At 38.0% G+C, this 20,620-nt stretch carries 20 protein-coding genes; 4 read left to right on the forward strand and 16 right to left on the reverse strand.

The window, feature by feature from the left end; all coding sequences use genetic code 11:
* Positions 1 to 304: 304 nt before the first annotated feature.
* Positions 305 to 1,198: a nucleotidyltransferase-like protein gene (locus ACQKMI_RS24925; protein ID WP_427493248.1), complete on the reverse strand. Its 894-nt coding sequence runs from the start codon at positions 1,196 to 1,198 to the stop codon at positions 305 to 307.
* A 210-nt stretch (positions 1,199 to 1,408) separates the two neighbouring features.
* Between ACQKMI_RS24925 and ACQKMI_RS24930 the strand changes: the two genes are divergently transcribed.
* On the forward strand, positions 1,409 to 1,759 hold the full coding sequence (locus ACQKMI_RS24930) for a YgzB family protein (RefSeq protein WP_323650728.1): 351 nt from the start codon (positions 1,409 to 1,411) through the stop codon (positions 1,757 to 1,759).
* Between the two features lie 25 nt (positions 1,760 to 1,784).
* Here ACQKMI_RS24930 and perR read toward each other — a convergent pair whose 3' ends face one another.
* The 3 genes from perR to bcp all read right to left on the reverse strand — a co-directional run bounded on the left by perR (position 1,785) and on the right by bcp (position 3,807).
* Complete coding sequence (gene perR / locus ACQKMI_RS24935; protein WP_142510785.1) at positions 1,785 to 2,228, reverse strand: peroxide-responsive transcriptional repressor PerR; 444 nt, start codon at positions 2,226 to 2,228, stop codon at positions 1,785 to 1,787.
* A gap of 161 nt (positions 2,229 to 2,389) precedes the next feature.
* Complete coding sequence (locus ACQKMI_RS24940) at positions 2,390 to 3,334, reverse strand: D-2-hydroxyacid dehydrogenase (RefSeq protein ID WP_427493250.1); 945 nt, start codon at positions 3,332 to 3,334, stop codon at positions 2,390 to 2,392.
* Complete coding sequence (gene bcp / locus ACQKMI_RS24945; RefSeq protein ID WP_427493252.1) at positions 3,331 to 3,807, reverse strand: thioredoxin-dependent thiol peroxidase; 477 nt, start codon at positions 3,805 to 3,807, stop codon at positions 3,331 to 3,333. Before bcp ends, ACQKMI_RS24940 begins: the two co-directional genes overlap by 4 nt.
* A gap of 131 nt (positions 3,808 to 3,938) precedes the next feature.
* On the opposite strand from bcp, the gene ACQKMI_RS24950 reads away from it, so the two are divergent.
* Together ACQKMI_RS24950 and ACQKMI_RS24955 are read left to right on the forward strand one after the other, a co-directional pair.
* The gene (locus ACQKMI_RS24950; protein ID WP_427493254.1) at positions 3,939 to 5,225 is read left to right on the forward strand and encodes a glutamate-1-semialdehyde 2,1-aminomutase; all 1,287 of its coding nucleotides are present in this window, start codon (positions 3,939 to 3,941) and stop codon (positions 5,223 to 5,225) included.
* A 205-nt stretch (positions 5,226 to 5,430) separates the two neighbouring features.
* Positions 5,431 to 6,519, forward strand: coding sequence for an FUSC family protein (locus ACQKMI_RS24955; protein WP_427493256.1), 1,089 nt, complete (start codon positions 5,431 to 5,433; stop codon positions 6,517 to 6,519).
* Between the two features lie 246 nt (positions 6,520 to 6,765).
* On the opposite strand, the gene ACQKMI_RS24960 is transcribed toward ACQKMI_RS24955, so the two are convergent.
* The 9 genes from ACQKMI_RS24960 to mutY all read right to left on the reverse strand — a co-directional run bounded on the left by ACQKMI_RS24960 (position 6,766) and on the right by mutY (position 17,833).
* Positions 6,766 to 7,659 (reverse strand): ABC transporter permease, encoded by an 894-nt coding sequence (locus tag ACQKMI_RS24960; RefSeq protein ID WP_427416146.1) that lies wholly within the window; start codon positions 7,657 to 7,659, stop codon positions 6,766 to 6,768.
* A 15-nt stretch (positions 7,660 to 7,674) separates the two neighbouring features.
* On the reverse strand, positions 7,675 to 8,679 hold the full coding sequence (locus tag ACQKMI_RS24965; RefSeq protein ID WP_427493258.1) for an ABC transporter permease: 1,005 nt from the start codon (positions 8,677 to 8,679) through the stop codon (positions 7,675 to 7,677).
* Between the two features lie 360 nt (positions 8,680 to 9,039).
* Positions 9,040 to 10,659, reverse strand: a complete 1,620-nt coding sequence (locus tag ACQKMI_RS24970) for an ABC transporter substrate-binding protein (protein WP_427493260.1) — start codon at positions 10,657 to 10,659, stop codon at positions 9,040 to 9,042.
* A 21-nt stretch (positions 10,660 to 10,680) separates the two neighbouring features.
* On the reverse strand, positions 10,681 to 11,670 hold the full coding sequence (locus tag ACQKMI_RS24975; RefSeq protein WP_427493262.1) for an ABC transporter ATP-binding protein: 990 nt from the start codon (positions 11,668 to 11,670) through the stop codon (positions 10,681 to 10,683).
* A complete protein-coding gene (locus ACQKMI_RS24980) occupies positions 11,645 to 12,658 on the reverse strand; it encodes an ABC transporter ATP-binding protein (protein ID WP_427493264.1) in 1,014 nt (337 codons plus the stop codon). The genes ACQKMI_RS24975 and ACQKMI_RS24980 overlap by 26 nt, the downstream gene beginning before the upstream one ends.
* 649 nt (positions 12,659 to 13,307) lie before the next feature.
* Positions 13,308 to 15,032, reverse strand: coding sequence for an ABC transporter ATP-binding protein (locus ACQKMI_RS24985; RefSeq protein ID WP_427493266.1), 1,725 nt, complete (start codon positions 15,030 to 15,032; stop codon positions 13,308 to 13,310).
* 556 nt (positions 15,033 to 15,588) lie between these two features.
* On the reverse strand, positions 15,589 to 16,137 hold the full coding sequence (gene ntdP / locus ACQKMI_RS24990; RefSeq protein ID WP_427493268.1) for a nucleoside tri-diphosphate phosphatase: 549 nt from the start codon (positions 16,135 to 16,137) through the stop codon (positions 15,589 to 15,591).
* Positions 16,138 to 16,537: 400 nt separating this feature from the next.
* Complete coding sequence (locus tag ACQKMI_RS24995; RefSeq protein WP_323650745.1) at positions 16,538 to 16,714, reverse strand: gamma-type small acid-soluble spore protein; 177 nt, start codon at positions 16,712 to 16,714, stop codon at positions 16,538 to 16,540.
* Between the two features lie 84 nt (positions 16,715 to 16,798).
* A complete protein-coding gene (gene mutY / locus ACQKMI_RS25000; protein WP_427493270.1) occupies positions 16,799 to 17,833 on the reverse strand; it encodes an A/G-specific adenine glycosylase in 1,035 nt (344 codons plus the stop codon).
* A gap of 217 nt (positions 17,834 to 18,050) precedes the next feature.
* On the opposite strand from mutY, the gene ACQKMI_RS25005 reads away from it, so the two are divergent.
* Complete coding sequence (locus tag ACQKMI_RS25005; protein ID WP_323650749.1) at positions 18,051 to 19,040, forward strand: metal-dependent hydrolase; 990 nt, start codon at positions 18,051 to 18,053, stop codon at positions 19,038 to 19,040.
* A 39-nt stretch (positions 19,041 to 19,079) separates the two neighbouring features.
* On the opposite strand, the gene ACQKMI_RS25010 is transcribed toward ACQKMI_RS25005, so the two are convergent.
* From ACQKMI_RS25010 to recX, 3 genes are read right to left on the reverse strand one after another with little or no spacing between them, the layout of a single operon-like run.
* A complete protein-coding gene (locus ACQKMI_RS25010; RefSeq protein WP_323650751.1) occupies positions 19,080 to 19,349 on the reverse strand; it encodes a YfhJ family protein in 270 nt (89 codons plus the stop codon).
* On the reverse strand, positions 19,350 to 19,679 hold the full coding sequence (locus ACQKMI_RS25015) for a YfhH family protein (protein ID WP_427416137.1): 330 nt from the start codon (positions 19,677 to 19,679) through the stop codon (positions 19,350 to 19,352).
* Complete coding sequence (recX, locus tag ACQKMI_RS25020; RefSeq protein ID WP_323650754.1) at positions 19,676 to 20,479, reverse strand: recombination regulator RecX; 804 nt, start codon at positions 20,477 to 20,479, stop codon at positions 19,676 to 19,678. Before recX ends, ACQKMI_RS25015 begins: the two co-directional genes overlap by 4 nt.
* Positions 20,480 to 20,620: the final 141 nt, after the last annotated feature.

The raw sequence follows: 20,620 nt of genomic DNA on the forward strand, positions 1-20,620 counted from the left end.
TTTGATGTCCAAAATTTTGTTTCGTTCACCAACTCAAGGTTAGTTACTAAAAACTTTATTGATTACGTTTTGCTTGTTCAGTTTTCAAGGTTCATTTCGTCACCGTTGTTTTTCAGCGACTTCTTTATATTAACATTTAACTCAATTCATGTCAACAACTTTTTTTAAAAAGTTTTTTTCGTTTGCTGAGTTTTTATATAATGTCTTAGCGACAATTAATATAATACAATATAAACAAATTAAAAGTCAACAACTTTTTTGTAAAAAATATCGAGGTATTTTTCATACCTCGATAACTAGCATACTACAGTCCTTGCTCCATTTCTAGAGCTTCTTTATTTACCTTATAATGACGGTGGAATATCATTTCACTTTTCGCAACGATTGGTTCAATTAGAATATAACCTTTGTCCACTAGATATTCTACAAATACTTCTAAATCTACAGAGTAGTTCATGAGCTCACCATGATCATGCAATTCCTGAATAGTCCAAGTCTCCTTTGTTTGCATTACTTCTAAAATATGTTGAGCGCCGTCTCGAGTACGTGAATGTATTAAAAACTCACTTGCTAAAAACAATAGCTCTAATCGTTTTTCTATCGGTTCAGTACTTGTAACGAGCTCCTCGTACAATTTATAAATCGCTGGTTCTATTTTTTTCACCTGTGCCCAAACAGTTACTTCAGGATAAAGTCCACTATCAATAATGGATAAACGACCTAAATGATGTAACGAATCTACTACATGATTATAAGCATCGAGATAGCTACCTTTATCAAAGTATTCTTTTCCTTCTAAGTAACGACGAATTAACTTTGAAAATTGAATGCCTGTTTTGATTTTACGACCACTAAACGGAAACTCCTGTAATTCAATTTTTAATTTATAAAGAAATTCATTACGATCAAATAATACTCTACCAAAGAAAATCCAATCGACCACTTTTTTATTCGAGCCAATAAGCAGCCATTTTCGTATTATTTTCTCAGTAACTGTATGTAAAGCTACTTTATTCCCTTCATATAGGTAGTGTTTCGTAAAAACAGGCTGTTCCGCTTCCTTTACAATAGTAAGTAAGATTGTATCAAATGTATCTGTAACATTACTTTGTTCCTCTCGTTTTTCCACTAAAATAACGCCTAGTGTATTCGACTGACTTGCACGTTCCTGATATATTGGACGCAAAACTTGTTCCATGTTCAGTCCCCCTCTATTTACTTGTAACCTTTTATCTTCATTCCGTGGATGCCACGGATTTATACCGAATTCAATTACGCCAAGGCGAATATTGATTTCGTTAAAATTTCGACATACTCTAAAAGTATTCCTTCTTTCCACATTATCAAAGCTAAAATACTTTGTTCTTATATGTTATAGTAGATTTTAGATTGGGAGGCAAGATGATAAATGAAACCTTACAAAAGTAAAATTAATAAAATCCGTTCATTCGCATTAGCACTTATTTTTATCGGCTTTGTAGTTATGTATGGGGGAATCTTCTTTAAAAACTATCCTATTCTAGTCTTAATTTTCATGACCCTTGGTGTACTTTGTATTATTGGTAGTACAGTCGTATATGCATGGATTGGACTGCTCTCAACAAAAGCTGTTCAAGTGGAATGCCCTAATTGCCATAAGTACACAAAGGTATTAGGTCGTGTAGATATGTGTATGTACTGTAATGAACCATTAACACTGGATCCAACTCTAGAAGGAAAAGAGTTCGACCAATCTTATAATAAGGCAAAAAAATCCTAGCCCTCATTTAAGAGCTAGGATTTTTTTATTGTACTTTTGCAGATACATCTTTACACGATGGACAAGTGCCGTAAATTTCTAAACGATGCGAATGCACATCAAAGCCTGTTACTTGTGATGCAAAATGTTCAATTTCGTCGAGACCAGGATAATGGAAGTCGACTATTTTTCCACAGCATTCACAAATCATATGATAATGATCGTTTGTAACGAAGTCAAAGCGACTTGAAGCATCACCGAAAGTTAGTTCTTTTACTAGACCAACTTCACGAAATACGCGAAGGTTATTATAGACAGTCGCTACACTCATATTCGGGAATTTCCCTTCAAGTGCTTTATAAATTTCATCGGCAGTTGGATGTGCCATTGTTTGAATTAAATATTCCAAAATAGCATGACGCTGAGGAGTAATACGAACACCAGTTGTTTTTAACGTGTCAAGTGCATCCTGTAAATGCGTTTCAGACATCGTCATGCACCTCTTCCATAAAGATTATTAATTAATAATAGTTATAATTAGTGTATCGAATTAAGCTTACTTCTGTCAACATTCATACACATTTCAGTTTAACTTCTTTCAGCGGGTGTCACGGAATTATGCCGAGGCATAATTGATTGAGGATTGTTGTTTCAATAACCTCTTGATAAATCCAGCCTATTTTCTACATCTGTTTCACCACGTAACCACTTCTCTAAACTTGGCTTAAAAATCTCTAAGCTACGTTCAACATAGCGAGATGAGTGACTTGAAATATGCGGTGACACAATGACATTCGGCAAAGTCCATATAGGATGATCCGCAGCTAAAGGCTCTTGTTCAAATACATCTAAAACAACGTAACCAATTTCACCTGCTTGAATGGCATGCATCAAAACATTTTCCTCTATTAAGTTTCCACGACCAAAATTCATGAAAATGGCGTCATTTTTCATCGCTTTAAAATGGTCTGCTTTCAATAAATGTGTCGTCTCTTCTGTATTAGGTAAAACTGAAAGGACAATATCAGCCTTAGGTAAAGCTTCGACTAATTGATCAAAGCTCACCATCTCATTCATATATGCTGCTTCGTTCCCTGAACGGTTACAGCCAATTGTCGCAACACCAAAAGCTTGCAATAAGCGACCTACTTCCGAGCCGATTGCTCCAGGCCCTAAAATAAGTGCTGTGCTATCTCGCAACTCGGTTTGTTTCGCTTTTTTTGACCATTCACTTTTCTTCTGCTGTTCATACACCCATGGTAGTGCACGCTTAATCGCTAAAATATGGGCAAGCATTGATTCTGCCATTGGTGTTTTATGAATGCCACGCACATTCGAAACGACTATTCCTCGGTCAATAATGGCTTGAGCTGGCATTTTTTCTATCCCAGCTGAAGCTACAAAAATCCATTTAACCTTTGTCGCATACTGAATATTTTCATCATTTAAATCTTCACCATATGTCACAAGCACATCCGCTTCTTGTAGCTCATCGTTTGATAAGCCATTTTCAAAAATAAAATCCACTTGTGGAAATTCTGCTACTAGCGGCTCACGTAAATCTGGTCTTGGTTCAAACGTAAAATAAATTCTCATTGCTTCGCCTCCCATTCTGCTAAATATGTATATACTTCTTCAATATGATTTTTCACACGTACTTTACGCCAAGTCTTTATCAGATTTCCTTCTGTATCAATTAAAAATGTTGAACGTTCAATTCCCATATATTCGCGTCCATACATCTTCTTCAGCACCCATACTCCATATACCTCTGCCACTGCATGATCCGCATCCACTAATAAGGAGAATGGTAATCCATGCTTATCTATAAATTTGGTATGTTTTTTTGCTTCATCAAGACTTACACCGAGCACCACTGCATTTAATTTACTAAAATCCTCATGCTTATCACGGAAGTCACAAGCCTCCGTAGTACAGCCTGGTGTCATATCTTTAGGATAAAAATATAAAATAACATTTTGTCCTTTGAAATCCGCTAACTTTACAATTTCTCCTTTTTCATTCATAAGGGAAAAATCCGGTGCTTTTTTACCTTCTATTAAAGCCATATCAATCTCCTCCTCTGTACGCTTTATTTTACTCTAATTAGCAAAACAAATCATATCCCTTAATTTCTTTGGATTTCTTGCACTGATAGGTCTACAATAGATGAAGTATCAAAATTTAGGAGGCAATATATATGAATCACACAAAATCTGAAGCAGTACATGCAGAAGCGCTACAGCATATCGTTGGTGGTGTAAATAGCCCTTCTCGTTCTTATAAAGCAGTTGGCGGAGGTTCACCTGTTGCAATGGTTCGTGGGAAAGGTGCTTATTTTTGGGATGTTGATGGCAACCGTTATATCGACTATCTAGCTGCTTACGGTCCTATCGTTACTGGTCACGGTCACCCACATATCGCAAAGGCTATTACACACGCAGCTGAAAATGGCACTTTATTTGGGACTCCAACTGAATACGAAGTTACTTTTGCTAAAATGCTTAAAGAAGCAATCCCATCTATGGATAAAGTACGCTTTAATAACTCTGGTACAGAAGCTGTCATGACAACAATTCGAGTTGCGCGTGCTTATACTGGCCGTACAAAAGTTATGAAATTTGCTGGGTGCTACCATGGTCACTTTGACTTAGTATTAGTAGCTGCTGGTTCTGGTCCTGCGACATTAGGTACTCCAGACTCAGCGGGCGTTACAACTTCAACAGCCGAAGAAGTAATTACTGTACCATTTAACAACCCTGAAGCATTTACAGCAGCAATGGATAAATGGGGCGATCAAATCGCAGCTATTTTAATAGAGCCTATCGTTGGGAACTTCGGTATTGTAGAGCCTAACCCTGGCTTCCTAGAATTAGTTCATGCCACAGCAAAGGACAAAGGTGCATTAACTATTTACGATGAAGTTATTACTGCTTTCCGCTTCCACTATGGTAGTGCTCAAACCTTATTAGGCTTAACTCCTGACCTAACTGCACTTGGTAAAGTAATCGGCGGTGGTTTACCAATTGGTGCATACGGCGGTCGTAAAGAAATTATGGATACAGTTGCTCCACTTGGACCTGCCTATCAAGCAGGCACAATGGCAGGAAACCCTGCATCCATGCAAGCTGGTATTGCCTGCCTAGAAGTATTAAAAACTCCAGGTATTTATGATGAAATGGACCGTCTTGGAGCCATTTTAGAGGAAGGTATCCTAGCTGCAGCCAAAAAACATGATGTAACAATTACTGTTAATCGCCTTAAAGGTGCTCTTACTATTTACTTTACAGATGTGAAAGTAGAAAACTATGAGCAGGCTGAAAACTCAAACGGCGAAATCTTTGGACGCTTCTTTAAATTAATGCTTGAGCAAGGCATTAATTTAGCGCCATCAAAATATGAAGCTTGGTTCTTAACAACAGAGCATACAGAAGCAGATATTCTTGAAACAATTAAAGCGGTCGATCTTGCATTTTCACAATTGTAATTTGTAAATGTAATGGCTAAACGCTTAGTGAGAAGAGCAATTTATAATAGTATCTGGATTATCTATAGCGATTAAATTTTAAAGACGACTCCCTTGTGGGTCGTCTTTTTCTTTAAATGACATACAAATCTATGTATTTTATGAGCACTTCCTTCTATAATGTAAGGAAGCTTAAAATTTTAGACAGAAAGGACATCCATTTTCTATGAAATTAGGTGCCCGTGTATTTAAAACTGGTGTCGCCATCGTGTTTGCACTATTTATTGCTGAGCTGCTAGAGCTACCTTCACCTGTTTTTGCAGGAATTGCAGCCATCTTTGCGATTCAGCCATCTATTTATCGCTCCTATCAAACAATTATTGAGCAAATACAAGCCAATATTATAGGAGCTACCATCGCGGTCATTTTTGGCTTGCTTTTCAGCCACCATGTAGTAGCAATTGGTATTGCAGTCATTGTTGCTATCGGTATAATGTTGAAATTTAAACTTGAAAAGTCATTGTCACTAGCACTTGTTACAGTTGTAGCTATTATGGAGTTTCAAGGAGATGACTTTCTTACATTTGGTCTTATTCGCTTTATTACCATATTAGTTGGGGTGCTAGCAGCATTTGTTGTTAATCTGTTCTTCCTACCGCCAAAGTATGAAATAAAGCTTTTCCGTAAGATTTACTTTTTACAGGATGATATTATCCGATGGACGCGACTTGCTGTTCGCCAGGCATCTGAGCATACTTCTACAAAAGAAGCATTAAGCAAATTTAAGTCTCGTATGCAACGAGTTGACACACTGTATGATTTTTATAAGGAAGAGCGTAATTACTTTAAAAATAAAAAGTTTGTAAAAGCACGTAAATTAGTTGTTTATCGTCAAATGATCACAACGTCAAAGAAAAGTTTAGAGCTTCTTCATCGTCTTCATAATCATGAAAACGAAATAGCACAGCTACCGACACAATTTCATTTAATGATTCAAGAGCGACTTGATTTCCTACTAACTTACCATGAGCAGCTACTATTAAAATATACAGGGAAATTAAAACCCGAACATTCCGAGTGGAGTAAAAACATCGATTATGTTCAGCGTAATGAGTTAATGGAAATATTCATTAAACAGATCAGTTATGCGCATGATGAAGGCGATACAGAATTCTCGAGCTATCACTTGCTTTATATTTTATCGCGTATTTTAGATTACGAAGAAAACCTAGAGCATTTAGATACGCTCATCGTGTCGTATCAAACTCATCATGGTCATGAAATCAATGTGGAATTTGAAGAGGAATTTGTTTAACTTCTTTCAGCAAGTGTTTTGGTAGCGAAAGCGAAGCGGCAGCAACACGGTTTTATCTGTGCGAAAGCGAAGCGACAGCAACACGGTTTTATCTGTGCGATAGCGAAGCGACAGCAACAACACACGACTGAGTGACCAACATCTTGTTGGCCTAAAGCCTCCGGCGGATGTCACGGAATTATGCCAAGGCATAATTGAAAAAAGAGCGAAGAGTTGATATGATATCCATCTCTTCGCCCTTTTTTATTAGCTTTTCATTTTCGGATCAAGCGCATCACGAAGTCCGTCACCCATTAGATTAAAACCGAGAACCGTTAACATAATAGCCAAGCCTGGGAAAATCATCGTCCACGGAGCCTTTAATAAAAATATGCGGGCATCTGCCAGCATTTTCCCCCATTCTGGTGCGGGTGCTTGAGCTCCTAAACCAAGGAAGCCTAGTGCTGCTGCTTCAATAATGGCTGTCGCTATCGCTAGCGTTCCTTGTACGATGATTGGCGTCATCGAGTTTGGCAAAATATGCGAGAACAATATTCGTGAATCACGCATTCCAATCGCCTTTGCTGCTACGATATATTCCTCTTCTTTAACACTCAATACTTTCGAACGAATTAAGCGCCCAAAATTCGGTACGTTAATAATGGCAATAGCAATCAGTGCATTTTGTAACGATGGCCCAAGTACTGCTACTACTGCAATCGCTAGTAAAATACTAGGGAATGCTAACAGAATATCGAACATACGCGAGATAATCGTATCAATCCATCTTCCATAATACCCCGCAATAATGCCAAGGAAACTACCTACAATAACAGATAGAGTAACTGAAAAAAATCCTACCCATAAAGAAATTCGTGCTCCATGTATAACTCTAGAGAAAATATCCCGACCAAAGTCATCTGTGCCAAACCAATGCTCACTTGACGGTGCTAATAAACGCATCGAAAGATTTTGTTCATTCATTCCTTCAGGAGCAATTTTCGGACCAAATATAGCAAGAATTATAAAAAATAGTACAATGCCCGCACCTACCAGGGAGATTTTACTCTTTTTAAAGCTTCGCCAGCCTTCTCTCCAAGGTCCTGCCGCTCGTTCACGACTTGGCGCTGCTTCCGTTTTTACATCAATGGCTCCAGTCATTATCGCTTCTCCCCTCTATTTGTATTTAATTCGTGGATCAATCACCGTATATAGTAAATCCACAATTAAGTTAATCATGATAAAAATAAAAGCAATTACTAAAATACCTGATTGAATAACCGGATAGTCTCGGAAGCCTATGGCATCATATATATAACGACCAATTCCAGGCCAACTGAAAATTGTCTCTGTTAATATGGCACCCCCTAGTAGTAATCCTGTTTGCAACCCAATGACCGTTAACACTGGGATAACTGCATTTTTTAATGCATGCTTATAAACAACAATAAACATTTTTTGCCCTTTTGCTCTAGCAGTGCGTACATAGTCAGAGCGCATTACTTCAAGCATAGACGACCTAGTCATTCTTGCAATAATGGCCATTGGTATTGTCGCAAGAGCCATGCCCGGTAATACTAATCGCTTTAATACTTCAGTAAATTGATCAAAGCGGCCTTGTATGAGCGTATCCAGTAGATAAAAATGGGTAATGGAGGTTATTGGATCTCGCACATCTTCTCGACCAGATGTCGGGAACCAGCCAAGCTGATTACTGAAAGCCCATTGTTCCATTAAACCGAGCCAGAAAACCGGTACAGACACCCCGATTAAAGCAACTACCATTGCCACATAGTCGAACCAAGAATTTTGGAACCATGCAGAAATAATGCCTGCATTTACGCCAACTATCACTGCGATAATCATTGCAAATAGTGCTAGTTCAGCTGTTGCCGCTAAATAAGGAAAAATTTCCTCTGATACAGGTAATTTAGTACGCAATGATACCCCTAGGTCCCCCTGAAAAATGCCACCTAAATAACTAAAATATTGTGTATACCACGGCTTATCTAATCCTAAACTTGCGTTTAACGCTTCGACCGCTTCTTTCGTTGCCTGCTGTCCTAAAATTACTTGTGCTGGATTACCAGGAATCGCACGAATTAACATGAAAACGATAAAAGTCATTCCAAGCAAAACTGGGATTAATTGAGATAGACGTCTTCCCATATAGTGAAGCATTTTCTTCACCCCTCTGTTATTTTCATAATATACTTTTTCATGAAAAGCATTGAAGTCTTTACACATACTGTAGAAAGGGTCAGCCTTCACCAAACGGTTTTAACTTCTTTCAGCAGATGTTTTGGTAGCGAAAGCAAAGCGTCAGCTACAAATGTCTTTTGTAGCGAAAGCAAAGCCGATTCCGGACGCAATTATGCCAAGGCATAATTGATCGTTTTGATGATTCGTCTTTCATACAGAAAAATACCTCTAGCTTGTAAAAAGAATCCGCTAGCTTTCTACGGCTTACCCGCAGAAAGCAAGCAGATTCTTTAAACTAATTTCCTCTTAAATTAAACTTTTTAGGACAGCCCTTCATGCCTACTTCATATCAACTGCATCTAAACGATCAGAACCTGTCGGATGTGCAGTATAGTTTGTAACTTTAGTGTTAGCAGCTAAAATTGGAGTAGAGTGAGCAATTGGAACCCATGGTGCATCTTTAGAGATAATCTCTTGTGCTTGCTTGTAAAGAGCATTACGCTTGTCCTCATCCAGTTCAGTTTGTGCTGCAACTAATAGTTTGTGCACTTCTTTGTTGTCATAGAAAGTATAGTTGTTAGAATGAATATTATCTCCGTCTAATAAAGTGTAAAGGAAGTTATCCGCGTCTCCGTTATCACCTGTCCACCCAAGTAAGAACGCATCTGCATCTCCATTTTCAGCCTTCTCTAAATACGTAGCCCATTCAAACGTTACAATCTTAGATTTCATACCAACATCTGCTAAATTCTTCTGAATGGCTTCCGCTATTTTTTGACCGTCAGGCATGTACGGACGTGGCACAGGCATTGCCCATAGCTCGATTTCTTTACCATCATAGCCAGCCTCAGTTAATAATGCTTTTGCTTTTTCTGGATCATAGTCATAGCCTTTAACCTCATCGTTGTAGCCTGCAATTACTGTAGGCATAGGATTTTTCGCTGGCTCCGCTAAGCCTTCATAGAATGCATCTACTAATGCTTGCTTATCGATTGCATGATTTACTGCTTGACGAACTTTTACATTATCGAACGGTGGACGAGTTACTGTTAATCCAAGATAACCAACATTCATAGACGGACGTTCGATTAATTGTAAATCTGCATTTGATTCGATTGAAGCTTTATCAGATGGACTTAAGCCATCAACTACATCAACATCACCGTTAGTTAATTCATTGAATCGTGTGGAGTTTTCTGGAATAGAACGGAAAATAACTTTATCTAATTTCGGCAAATCTGCAATACGGTAATCAGGGTTTTTCTCAATTGTGATAGAATCATTTCGTTTCCACTCTACAAATTTAAATGGACCAGTACCTACTGGTTGATCTTTTAGTGCCTCATCATTTTTTTCAAATGCTGCTGGTGAAGCAATAGCAAATGGAGACATCGCTAAGTTTTTCAAGAATGGTGCTTGTGGCTGAGCTAGTTTAAAGATAACTTTATAATCACCATCAGCAGTAATCGACTCAATTACTTGCTTTTCACCTACTGTAAATTGAGAAGCGTAGTATGGGAATTTATCAGCACCACCAGCTTTCCAGCGCTCAAAATTTTTCACGACTGCTTCAGCATTAAAATCAGTACCGTCATGGAACTTAACCCCTTCTTCAAGTTGCATCGTGTACGTTAGACCATCTTCGGAAGATTCCCAAGATTTCGCTAGTCCTGGGTGCAATGTTACATCTTTCTCTCCAAAGTTAATTAGAGTTTCATAGATATTAACCGTAACTTTAAACGATTCACCTTCTGTCACTGTCGCTGGATCGAGAGCAGTGGAATCGGCACCACGACCATATACTAATGTTTTTGGTCCGCTACTGCTAGTTGAATCGCCATCACTTGAAGTATCTTTACTACCCGTATCCTTAGTATCTGAGCCACTGCAGGCAGCTAAGATTGTCGAGAGAACAAGGATAAGCATTACACCCAATGTCCAAAGTTTCTTTTTCTTCATTAAATTTCCCCCTAAGTTTTTTTATATCATTGAATGTTGGATTGCTTCATACAGATGGCAAGCAACATAATGACCCGGTTTCACTTCTTGCATTTTCGGAACTACTTGAGAACATTCTTCTTTTTTAAATGGACATCTCGTATGGAAAGTGCACCCGCTTGGCGGATTCGAAGCACTTGGAATATCTCCAGAAATAATGAGCTGTTCACGTTCAAACGTAGGGTCTGGAACAGGTACCGAGGATAGCAGTGCTTGAGTATATGGGTGCAGTGGCTCAGCATATAAATCTTCGCTTGCTGTTAACTCCACTATTTTCCCTAAATACATCACACCTACACGATTACTAATATGGCGTACAACCCCTAAATCGTGGGAGATAAAAATATAAGTTAGCTTTAAGTCCTTTTGTAAGTTTTGCAATAAATTCAATACTTGAGCCTGTATGGACACATCGAGTGCAGAGACAGGCTCGTCCGCAATAATCAAACGAGGATTCGTCATTAGAGCACGAGCAATGCCGATACGCTGTCTTTGACCACCACTAAATTGGTGTGGATACCGTTTCACATGATATTCATTTAACCCAACAATTTCGAGAAGTTCTAATACTTTCTGCTTCCGTTCTTTTGCATTGCCCATTCCATGAACAATAAGAGGCTCCTCCAATATCTTTCCAATATTATGTCTAGGATTAAGAGAGGCATAAGGATCTTGGAAAATCATTTGAATATCTCTACGGGCTTTGCGCATTTCGTTATTAGATAATTCGGAAATCACTTTTCCCGCGAATTCAATTTTTCCCTCCGTTGGCTCAAGCAATCGCATTAATAGTCGACCAGTCGTTGATTTACCACACCCGGACTCACCAACAATTCCTAATGTTTCTCCTTCAAAAACTTCAAAGGAAACATCATCCACTGCCTTTACGTCCCCAACCTGTGTGTTAAGGACACCCTTCCGAATCGGAAAGTATTTTTTCAAACCATCAACTTTCAATAAGGTTTTCGACATGTTGCTCCACCTCCGGTTTCTCTAGTAAAAAGCATCTTGATTTATGCTGCTCTGCTGCTTCATATAAAGGTGGTGTTTCTTGTATACAGCGATCCATCGCAAATTCGCAACGTGCTGCAAATCGGCAGCCTTCCTGAATACTTCCGGGTTTTGGTACACTGCCTGGTATAGAGTAAAGGTTGTCCTTTTTATATCGCATATCTGGTACAGATTTAATAAGTCCTTGTGTATAAGGGTGCTTTGGATTAACGAATATCTCCTGAATAGGTGCCTCCTCTACTATCTGACCTGCATACATCACAATAACTCGCTCGCATGTTTCTGCTACAACGCCTAAATCATGCGTAATTAATAAAACAGCTGTATTTAAACGTATATTTAAATCTTTCATCAGCTGCAAGATTTGAGCTTGAATCGTAACATCTAGTGCAGTAGTCGGTTCATCAGCAATCAGCACCTTCGGATCACAGACAAGCGCCATCGCAATCATGACCCGTTGTCGCATCCCCCCAGATAACTGATGTGGATAATCTCTTAATAATTCTTCAGCACGTGGTAAACCTACAAGCTTCATAATTTCAACTGCCCTTGCAAAGGCTTCTTTTTTCGACCATTTTGGATTATGAATTAAAATCGCTTCTTTTAGCTGATCCCCAATTGTAAACAAAGGATTTAAGGATGTCATAGGTTCTTGGAAAATCATTGCCACATCTTTTCCACGAATTTTCTGCATTTGTTTATCAGATAATGTTACGAGGTTTTTGCCATCTAATAGTATTTCTCCCCCTGTTATTTTTCCAGGAGGTGACGGTATTAACCCCATAATGGATAGGGATGTGACACTTTTTCCACTTCCCGATTCCCCTACAATCCCTAATATTTCTCCCTCATGAACAGAAAAATCGATATCATCTACGGCAGGAATTTGTCCATCATCTGTAAAAAAGGTTGTCTTTAAGCCTTTTATTTCTAGCAGCTTTTTTCTCATGATCCATCTCCCATCGTACCTATATTTTTACTTAATCGCGTTAACTATCACTCAATTCCCTATTTTCAGATAATTCTAACCAAAAAACATCGCTCTTTCAATCATTATTATTCTGCAATTAACACAGATTTTCTACATCGTTCGAGTTCGGTATTAATAATTTCTTATTAATTAATACTATTATATAAATAAGACAAAAAAATAGCCTTCCATTTATGTTAAATGGAAGGCTATTTTTAGATTATTGACTCATTAATAAAATATAGAGATGACACTTTGTCAAAACGTATGTCATGGAAATAAGTTGATTGGAGTGGAGGCCAAGCGACTCCTTGGGGATCAGCAATAGAGGAACGAAGGCTAAAACCATCACGTCTTGTGATAACACCTTCGTGACCAACATCCTGTTGGCCCGAGACCCTGGAGCGAGCATCGCGAGTGAAGCGGCTCATCGGACGCCCCCAGGAAGCTCTGCTCTGCGCGAAAGCGAAGCGTCAGCGGCAAATGTTTTATCTGTGCGAAAGCGGAGCGGCAGCAATTGTTTTATCTGTGCGAAAGCGTAGCGACAGCAACAACAAAGCGGCTGGCCGGAACGGAAATCAACCCCACGTTATGGTGAGCCAGATTTTTTCTATTATAACGTTGTTTATCAATCTAAATGTTGCACCTGGAATAAACTAAAGTAGGTCCCCTCTTTTTGCATTAATTGCTCGTGCGTACCACTTTCAATTAATTGTCCATGATCTATAACAATAATTTTATCTGCATGTGTAATTGTAGATAATCGGTGAGCAATTATTATAGTCGTACGTTCATGTGCAAGTACTTCCAATGATTCTTGAATAAGTGCCTCACTTTCTAAATCCAATGCAGAGGTTGCTTCATCCAGTATTAAAATAGGAGGATTTTTTAAAAACACACGAGCGATCGCTACTCGCTGCTTTTGTCCACCTGATAATTTCACACCGCGCTCCCCAACCTTTGTGTCATAGCCATCTGGTAAGCTCATAATAAAATCATGTGCATTCGCCGCTTTCGCCGCAGCAATGACCTCTTCATCAGAAGCTTCTGGCTTGCCCATTAAAATATTCTCTTTTACTGAATCACTAAACAAAATATTATCCTGTAGGACTATTCCAATTTGTGAGCGCAAAGAATGTAGAGATACGTCACGAACATCATAGTCATCAATACATACGGTGCCACTCGTTGCGTCATAAAAGCGAGGAATTAAACTAATGATGGTTGATTTTCCTCCACCACTCATTCCTACAAACGCAACTGTCTCTCCAGGATTAATTGTAAAATTGATGTTGTTTAAAATTTGTGAGCCCACTTCTTCATATTGAAAGTTCACATTGTTAAAACGAACTTCACCCTTTACCCGAGGTAGCTCTAACGCATTAGCCTTGTTTTTTATTTCGTAAGGTTCATCTATTAATTCAAACATTCGATCCATCGATGCAATGGACTGTGTTAACATTGTTGATGAACTTACAAGGCGACGAAGTGGACCATAAAGTCGTTCGATATAGGCAATAAAGGCAACCATCGTCCCGATTGAAAGAGGTCCATTAATAACCTGATAGCCTGCATAGGCAATGACTAGGAGTGGTGCTACATCCGTGATTGTATTCACCACTGCAAACGATTTAGCATTCCATCTCGTATGGTCCAGCGCTTTCTCTAAAAATTCTCCATTCGCTTCATCGAATAATTTTTGCTCGTGCTTTTCTAGCGTGAAGCTTTTAATAATACTCATTCCAGCTACACGTTCATGTAAATAACTTTGCACACCTGCTAATGCTTGTGACCGTTTACGTGTTAAAGATCGAAGTTTACCGAAGAAGAACTTTACGCTAAACGCATAGAATGGGAACGCAATCAATGCTACTAGCGTTAGCTTTACATCCATGGCAAACATAATACCGATTGCAATGACAATTGTCGCAAGGTCCAGCCAAACGTTCATCAAGCCTGTCATGATAAAGTTTTTTGTTTGTTCCACATCATTAATGACTCTTGAAATCACATCGCCAGCTCTTGTATTGGCATAATACCTTAAACTTAGTCGCTGTAAATGTGCGTATATTTGTTTTCGAATATCGAAAAGCACTTTGTTACTGACATTTTGAGCAAAATATTGACGGTAATACTCAATCGGTGGTCGAATAATAAAGAATACAATGATCGTGCCACCTAACCAATAAAATAGCTCTTTTGTCTTCTCTGCATCCGTTAGATGATCTGCAGCAATAATATCATCTAACACAATTTTTATGAGTAATGGAATAAATAACGGAATTGCAAATTTCACTATACCAATTAAAATCGTTAAAATTATTTCCCATGTATATGGTTTTACAAATCTCATATAACGCTTTATACTACCCAAATTATTATCACATCCTTAATCAAAAAAACATTTTTAGTAAATGCAAGGGGAACCCCTTCTATCACTTCGTACATAAAAAGAAACAGACACCCACAAAATGAATGCCCAAACGTATTATAGCAATATTTTGTTTCAAGTACAGTTAATTTAACTTTGTCACGAACTGTTTTGCAATCAGCTTATGTAACAATCCTTTTTTCATTTTTTCCTTTAATCTTTTATATACATATTCTAGTAATATAAAAATCAACCCCTCTAGTATGAACCCAAAAGAAGGTACGTATAATTCATTATTCATATGTATAGTATCATTCACAAAGTGACCCAAATAACGGTCCGCATCGGCTACAAGTCTGTGCATGAAAAACATAAAACTACCAGTTAGAAAGAATAATATGCCTATAATATATCCTGTATTTATAGTTTCCCTCTAAACATTTGTAATATTTCACAATATTACTATAACAAAAACACTGGTAGAGCATTACTTATTTTCCTATAAAAAAACACCTATTAGTAAAACTAATAGGTGCAACTAACAATCATCTGCTTGCATATCGAGCTGAAACTTATAACGACTTGTCCAGGCATCGATAAAATCAGGTGCAAAGGGTCCTCTTTTTTGTTGAATCCAGCTAATTAATTTATCGACATTGCGCTTTAAAATTTTATCTATGACATCTGGATAAGACATTTCCTTACGATGTAGCTCATATTCATCCTCATCTAAGAGTGAATAAGACATATCGGGGAAAACTTTAATGTCTAAATCATAGTCAATATATTTAATGGCATTATTATCGAAAACAAATGGTGAGCTTAGATTACAATAATAATACACACCATCTTCACGTAGCATGCAAATGATATTAAACCAGTACTCCGCATGGAAATAACAAATAGAAGGCTCTCTCGTTAGCCACGTTCGACCATCGGATTCTGTCACAAGTGTCCGCTCATTCGCACCGATAATGATATTTTTTGTTCCTTTTAAAATCGTTGTTTCTTGCCAAACACGGTGGATACGGCCATTGTGTTTATAACTATGTATTTGTATCGTTTCTCCTTCTACCGGTATTGCCATCTTTGAAGCCCACCTTTTCGTCTATGCTACCTAAATCTAGCAGTCTCTAGTATATTATAGCAATGTGTACGCGAAAGGTGTAGTTAGAAAACCACAAATTTCCCTGCGCTCTTTTAAATTTGTACAAAATTTCGTTAATTTGAAGCGAATTTTATCATAACAACAACCCAATTAGAATTTTCTGTTTATACTCATGTATCGAAGCGGGGTTTTCTCTTCTGAATCCGGGCGGTTTTTCTTCGCATCAAAAGTGGTTTTATCGGCTACCCGAGCAGTTCCTTACCCACAAGAACTGTTTTTTTATCTTGCTATATAAAATTCAAAAGGAGCTGCCCTTTTTAATCTTTTCGATTTGTAGACAGCTCCTCAGAGGTAAATGCAATTATGCAATTACAAAGTGTTATTCACCAAGATCTTGGTTAGTTTTGTTGAAGTTACCTGAAGCTTGAGTTTTGTTCTGCTCTGCTTTAGCATTTTGCTTTTGCACTTCATTAACGTCTGTTTCATAACCAAATTCTTGACTTTGACGTTGCATGTTTTTATTTGGTTGTAAGTTTTGGTTGTTTTGCTTTTTCATTGTTCATTCACCTCCACGCTCATTATTGTGTACCGAGGTGAATGCTTTTATGCTTATAAATTTTATAAAATTTAATTTTCTTGATTAATCCTTAATTTCTTGCCTAATCTTCAGCATCGGAACGGACATTGGTAATAATTCTATTTGTTCGCGAGTTAGCCATTCACCCTTTACTGCCGAATTGCATTTCATAAAATAGCTATTTATATGCCATGTTAAATGTGAAAAAACATGTTTAAATGTTAGCAAATCCTGTTGCGATTGAACATTCATTGCATAATCAGCAATAAAAGTATCTATTGAATCTTTACCGTGCTCTAGCATTGGAAACTGCCATAGATTAGCTAATAAACCCTCTGCCGGACGCTGCTCCAATAAAATTCGACCTTTGTCATCCTGACATACAAGCACATCGTACGTGAGATGCTTCATCTTTACTTTTTTAGATTTGATAGGTAATTTTTCAGGCTCACCTTCATTAAAAGCAGTACAGTATTCCCGAACTGGACACAATAAACACTTTGGTGAAGTTGGCGTACAAATAAGTGCACCCAGCTCCATTAAGCCTTGATTAAAGGACGATGCATTTTCAGGGTCAATCAGTTCTTCAACTGCCTCTTCAAAAATCTTTTTAGTCTTTGGAACGGCTATATCATCATGAATAGTAAGCACACGACTTAAAACGCGCATAACATTGCCATCCACTGCATGTTCGGGCTTATTATAGGCAATACTTAAAATAGCTCCAGCAGTATACGGACCTACGCCTTTTAATTTTGAAATCTCATGGCGATTATCGGGTACTACCCCACCATAGTTTTCTAATACCTCGCGAACCCCCGCTTGTAAATTACGTGCACGGGAATAATAGCCGAGGCCCTCCCAATGTTTTAATAAGTATTCTTGTGGAGCTTCCGCGAGTAATTCTATTGTCGGAAAACTTTCCATGAAACGATTGTAATAAGGAATAACTGTGTCGACACGTGTTTGCTGAAGCATCACTTCCGATACCCAGATTTTATAAGGGTTCGTCGTATGCCTCCAAGGTAAATCACGTTTCTCAACATTAAACCATTCGACTAAAGATTGTCGAAATTCTGTTACATATGGATAATTCACAGTGACCTCCAGTGTTTTTACGATTTTATTTATGGTAAAAAGAGTATACAATTAAGAAAAGATCATCTGTCTAAAACGACAAAAAGCGCTATCTTTTTTCTAGCTTCAAGATTTAGCACGACAGTCTTAATAGAGAAATATCAAGTATTACGGATTATTGAAATATACATGTATGCAAATTGTACTCTATTTTGATGCATACAAGGAGTGGATATTTTTGGATTCAGGTACACATTTCGTTATGGGTATAGCCCTCGGTGGTCTTGCATTAGCTGATCCCGTTGTAGCAAGCCATTCGATGACCTTTACCGCAGTAATGGCAGGAACAATTATTGGCTCGCAGGCACCTGATGTCGATACAGTCTTAAAGCTGCGCAACAACGCAATTTATATTCGACATCATCGCGGGATTACCCATTCACTACCAGCAGTAGCTATTTGGCCCATCTTAATTACAGCGGTTTTAGCACTTATTATTCAAGACGCAAATGTGTTTCATTTATGGCTTTGGACATTTTTAGCTGTAGCACTTCACGTCTTTGTTGATATCTTCAATGCTTATGGTACACAAGCACTTCGACCATTTTCTAGAAGATGGGTTGCACTTGGTGTCATCAATACATTTGATCCTATTATTTTCACACTACATTGCCTCGGCATTTTACTTTGGGCATTTGGTGTCAATCCTGTTTGGACATTTAGTATCATGTATCTCATTATTATCGTTTACTACATTTTACGATTTGCAGTCCAAAAGGCTGTGAAAAAAGCTGTGCATAATACCATTCAGGATGAAGAGTATGTTATCGTGGCACCTACGATGAGGTTCTTCCATTGGCGAATTGCAGCAAAATCCAAAACGCATTATTATGTTGGCCGTGCTTATGGGCGAGCTGTTAATATTTACGATAAATTCGAAATAAAACCTTTACCGAAAACGCCTCTTATTGAAATAGCCTTGAAAGATCCCAATCTCGCTGCATTCGTGTCATTCTCACCATTGTATCGTTGGGAAATTTCAGAACTCGATAATGGCTTAATAACAGAAGTAAGATTAATTGATCTGCGTTACCGTAGTGATAATCGCTATCCTTTTGTGGCTGTCGCTCATTTAAACGATGACAACGAGATTATCACTTCATACACAGGCTGGATTTTTACAGAAGATAAACTCCAGAAAAAATTACAGGTTGGCGCAAGTAATTAAACATCAGTAAACCCTGGCCAAATATTGGCCAGGGTTTTGTTATTGTACCATATCATCACTAGCATCAAGTAAATGTGCGTATTTGGGGTTACGTCCCGCAAATGCATGTAGTTTATCACCATAGCTGGCAATTAATTGACGTACCAAATTTTCAGTGTATTCCGCACCACGATAGGCGTAGCCAGCTTTTGCAGAAGTTGATTCAAAATCACTCCACAAAAGCTCAATCCATACTCGTGCACGTCCTACTGACATTTGCGGGTTTTTTGCAAGTAACTCAGCAATTAGCTTTTCAATTTTTTCATCCATTTATTTGCCCACCTTTACAGGAGATAGCATTGAAACAGGTAAAGCCTCTTGGTATTTTTCGCCCCCTAAGCGATGTCCCCATGCGAAGCGTCCTTTTAAATAATCCACTTGGAAAAATTCATTTTCAGAACCGTCAATACGATACATTTCTCCAGGAATTATTGTATCCAAATCCACTAAATAAGCTGCTGCCATTAAAGCCTTGCGCTCGTATACTGCAAATTCATTGATGATGCCTAGCTGTTCCGCCTTACGTGATTTTTCCTTGATCATAGCTATTTCTTCACGTAATTCATGCTCTGACATGGCAGCATAATTTTTTTCGTTCATTCTTCATTCTCCTTCTCTTCTATAAAACGATCTATAACTTCTATAGGAAAACCCTTTTGATAGAGCGCCTGCTTTATTTTCATTTTCAATTCATAACCAGTATACTTCGATGAATACTTTTTCCAAACTTTTTCGCCTTGTACATCAAGTAGCTGTTGCCATTCATCTTCCTCTTGCTCAATCTCTATTTGACTAAGCACCTCATCTACAACACTAAAAGAATAACCTTTTCGCATTAAAAAATCTTGAATTTTAGCTTTTATTTGTGTTGGTGTTTTCTTTTTTTCCGATCGAATGACCTTTTCCGCCAACTGTGTCGCAAGCGTTACCTGTTCCCCATGACTATATGTAGCAAGTACCTCATCCTGTAAGCTTTTATCAATCCCTTTTTTCATAAGGTCTTGCCTAATTGCTTTGGGTCCCTTTTTCATCGTAGCTTTTTTCGTATCGAGTAACGCCTTAGAATAAGTTTCATCATTTAAAAAACCATACGATTTAAGCTTTTGTATAGCCTCTAAAATAACCGCTTCCCCAAACTCTAACGAGAGAAGCTTTTTCTTGACCTCATGCTCACTACGCATTTGATAAGATAAAAAATTTAACCCTTTATTAAAAGCTTTTCGAATCTCATCCTCATAAGCAATTTCCTGAATATCAAATTCCTCAAGCACTTTGTCCTTCGTTAATCCAAATTGAATGAGAATTGCCTCATCCACAGGAAAAGCGTATTCCTCGTTCAAATATATATTATAACGTTCTGGATTGTTTTTTTGACGTGCAATCTTCGTAATAACACGCATTCGTAACACCTCACTATAACTATTATAACATTTTTCGTGGGTATTGCTTTTTAGGTATTCCGATGTGGGCAGGTATTCGCTTTCCTTCCACGGGTATTCGCTCCTCTTCCGCGAGTATTCGCCCTTTTAAATATTAGAAGA

The organism is Lysinibacillus sp. NPDC097214 (assembly GCF_050277945.1).
Lineage (GTDB): Bacteria > Bacillota > Bacilli > Bacillales_A > Planococcaceae > Lysinibacillus > Lysinibacillus xylanilyticus_B.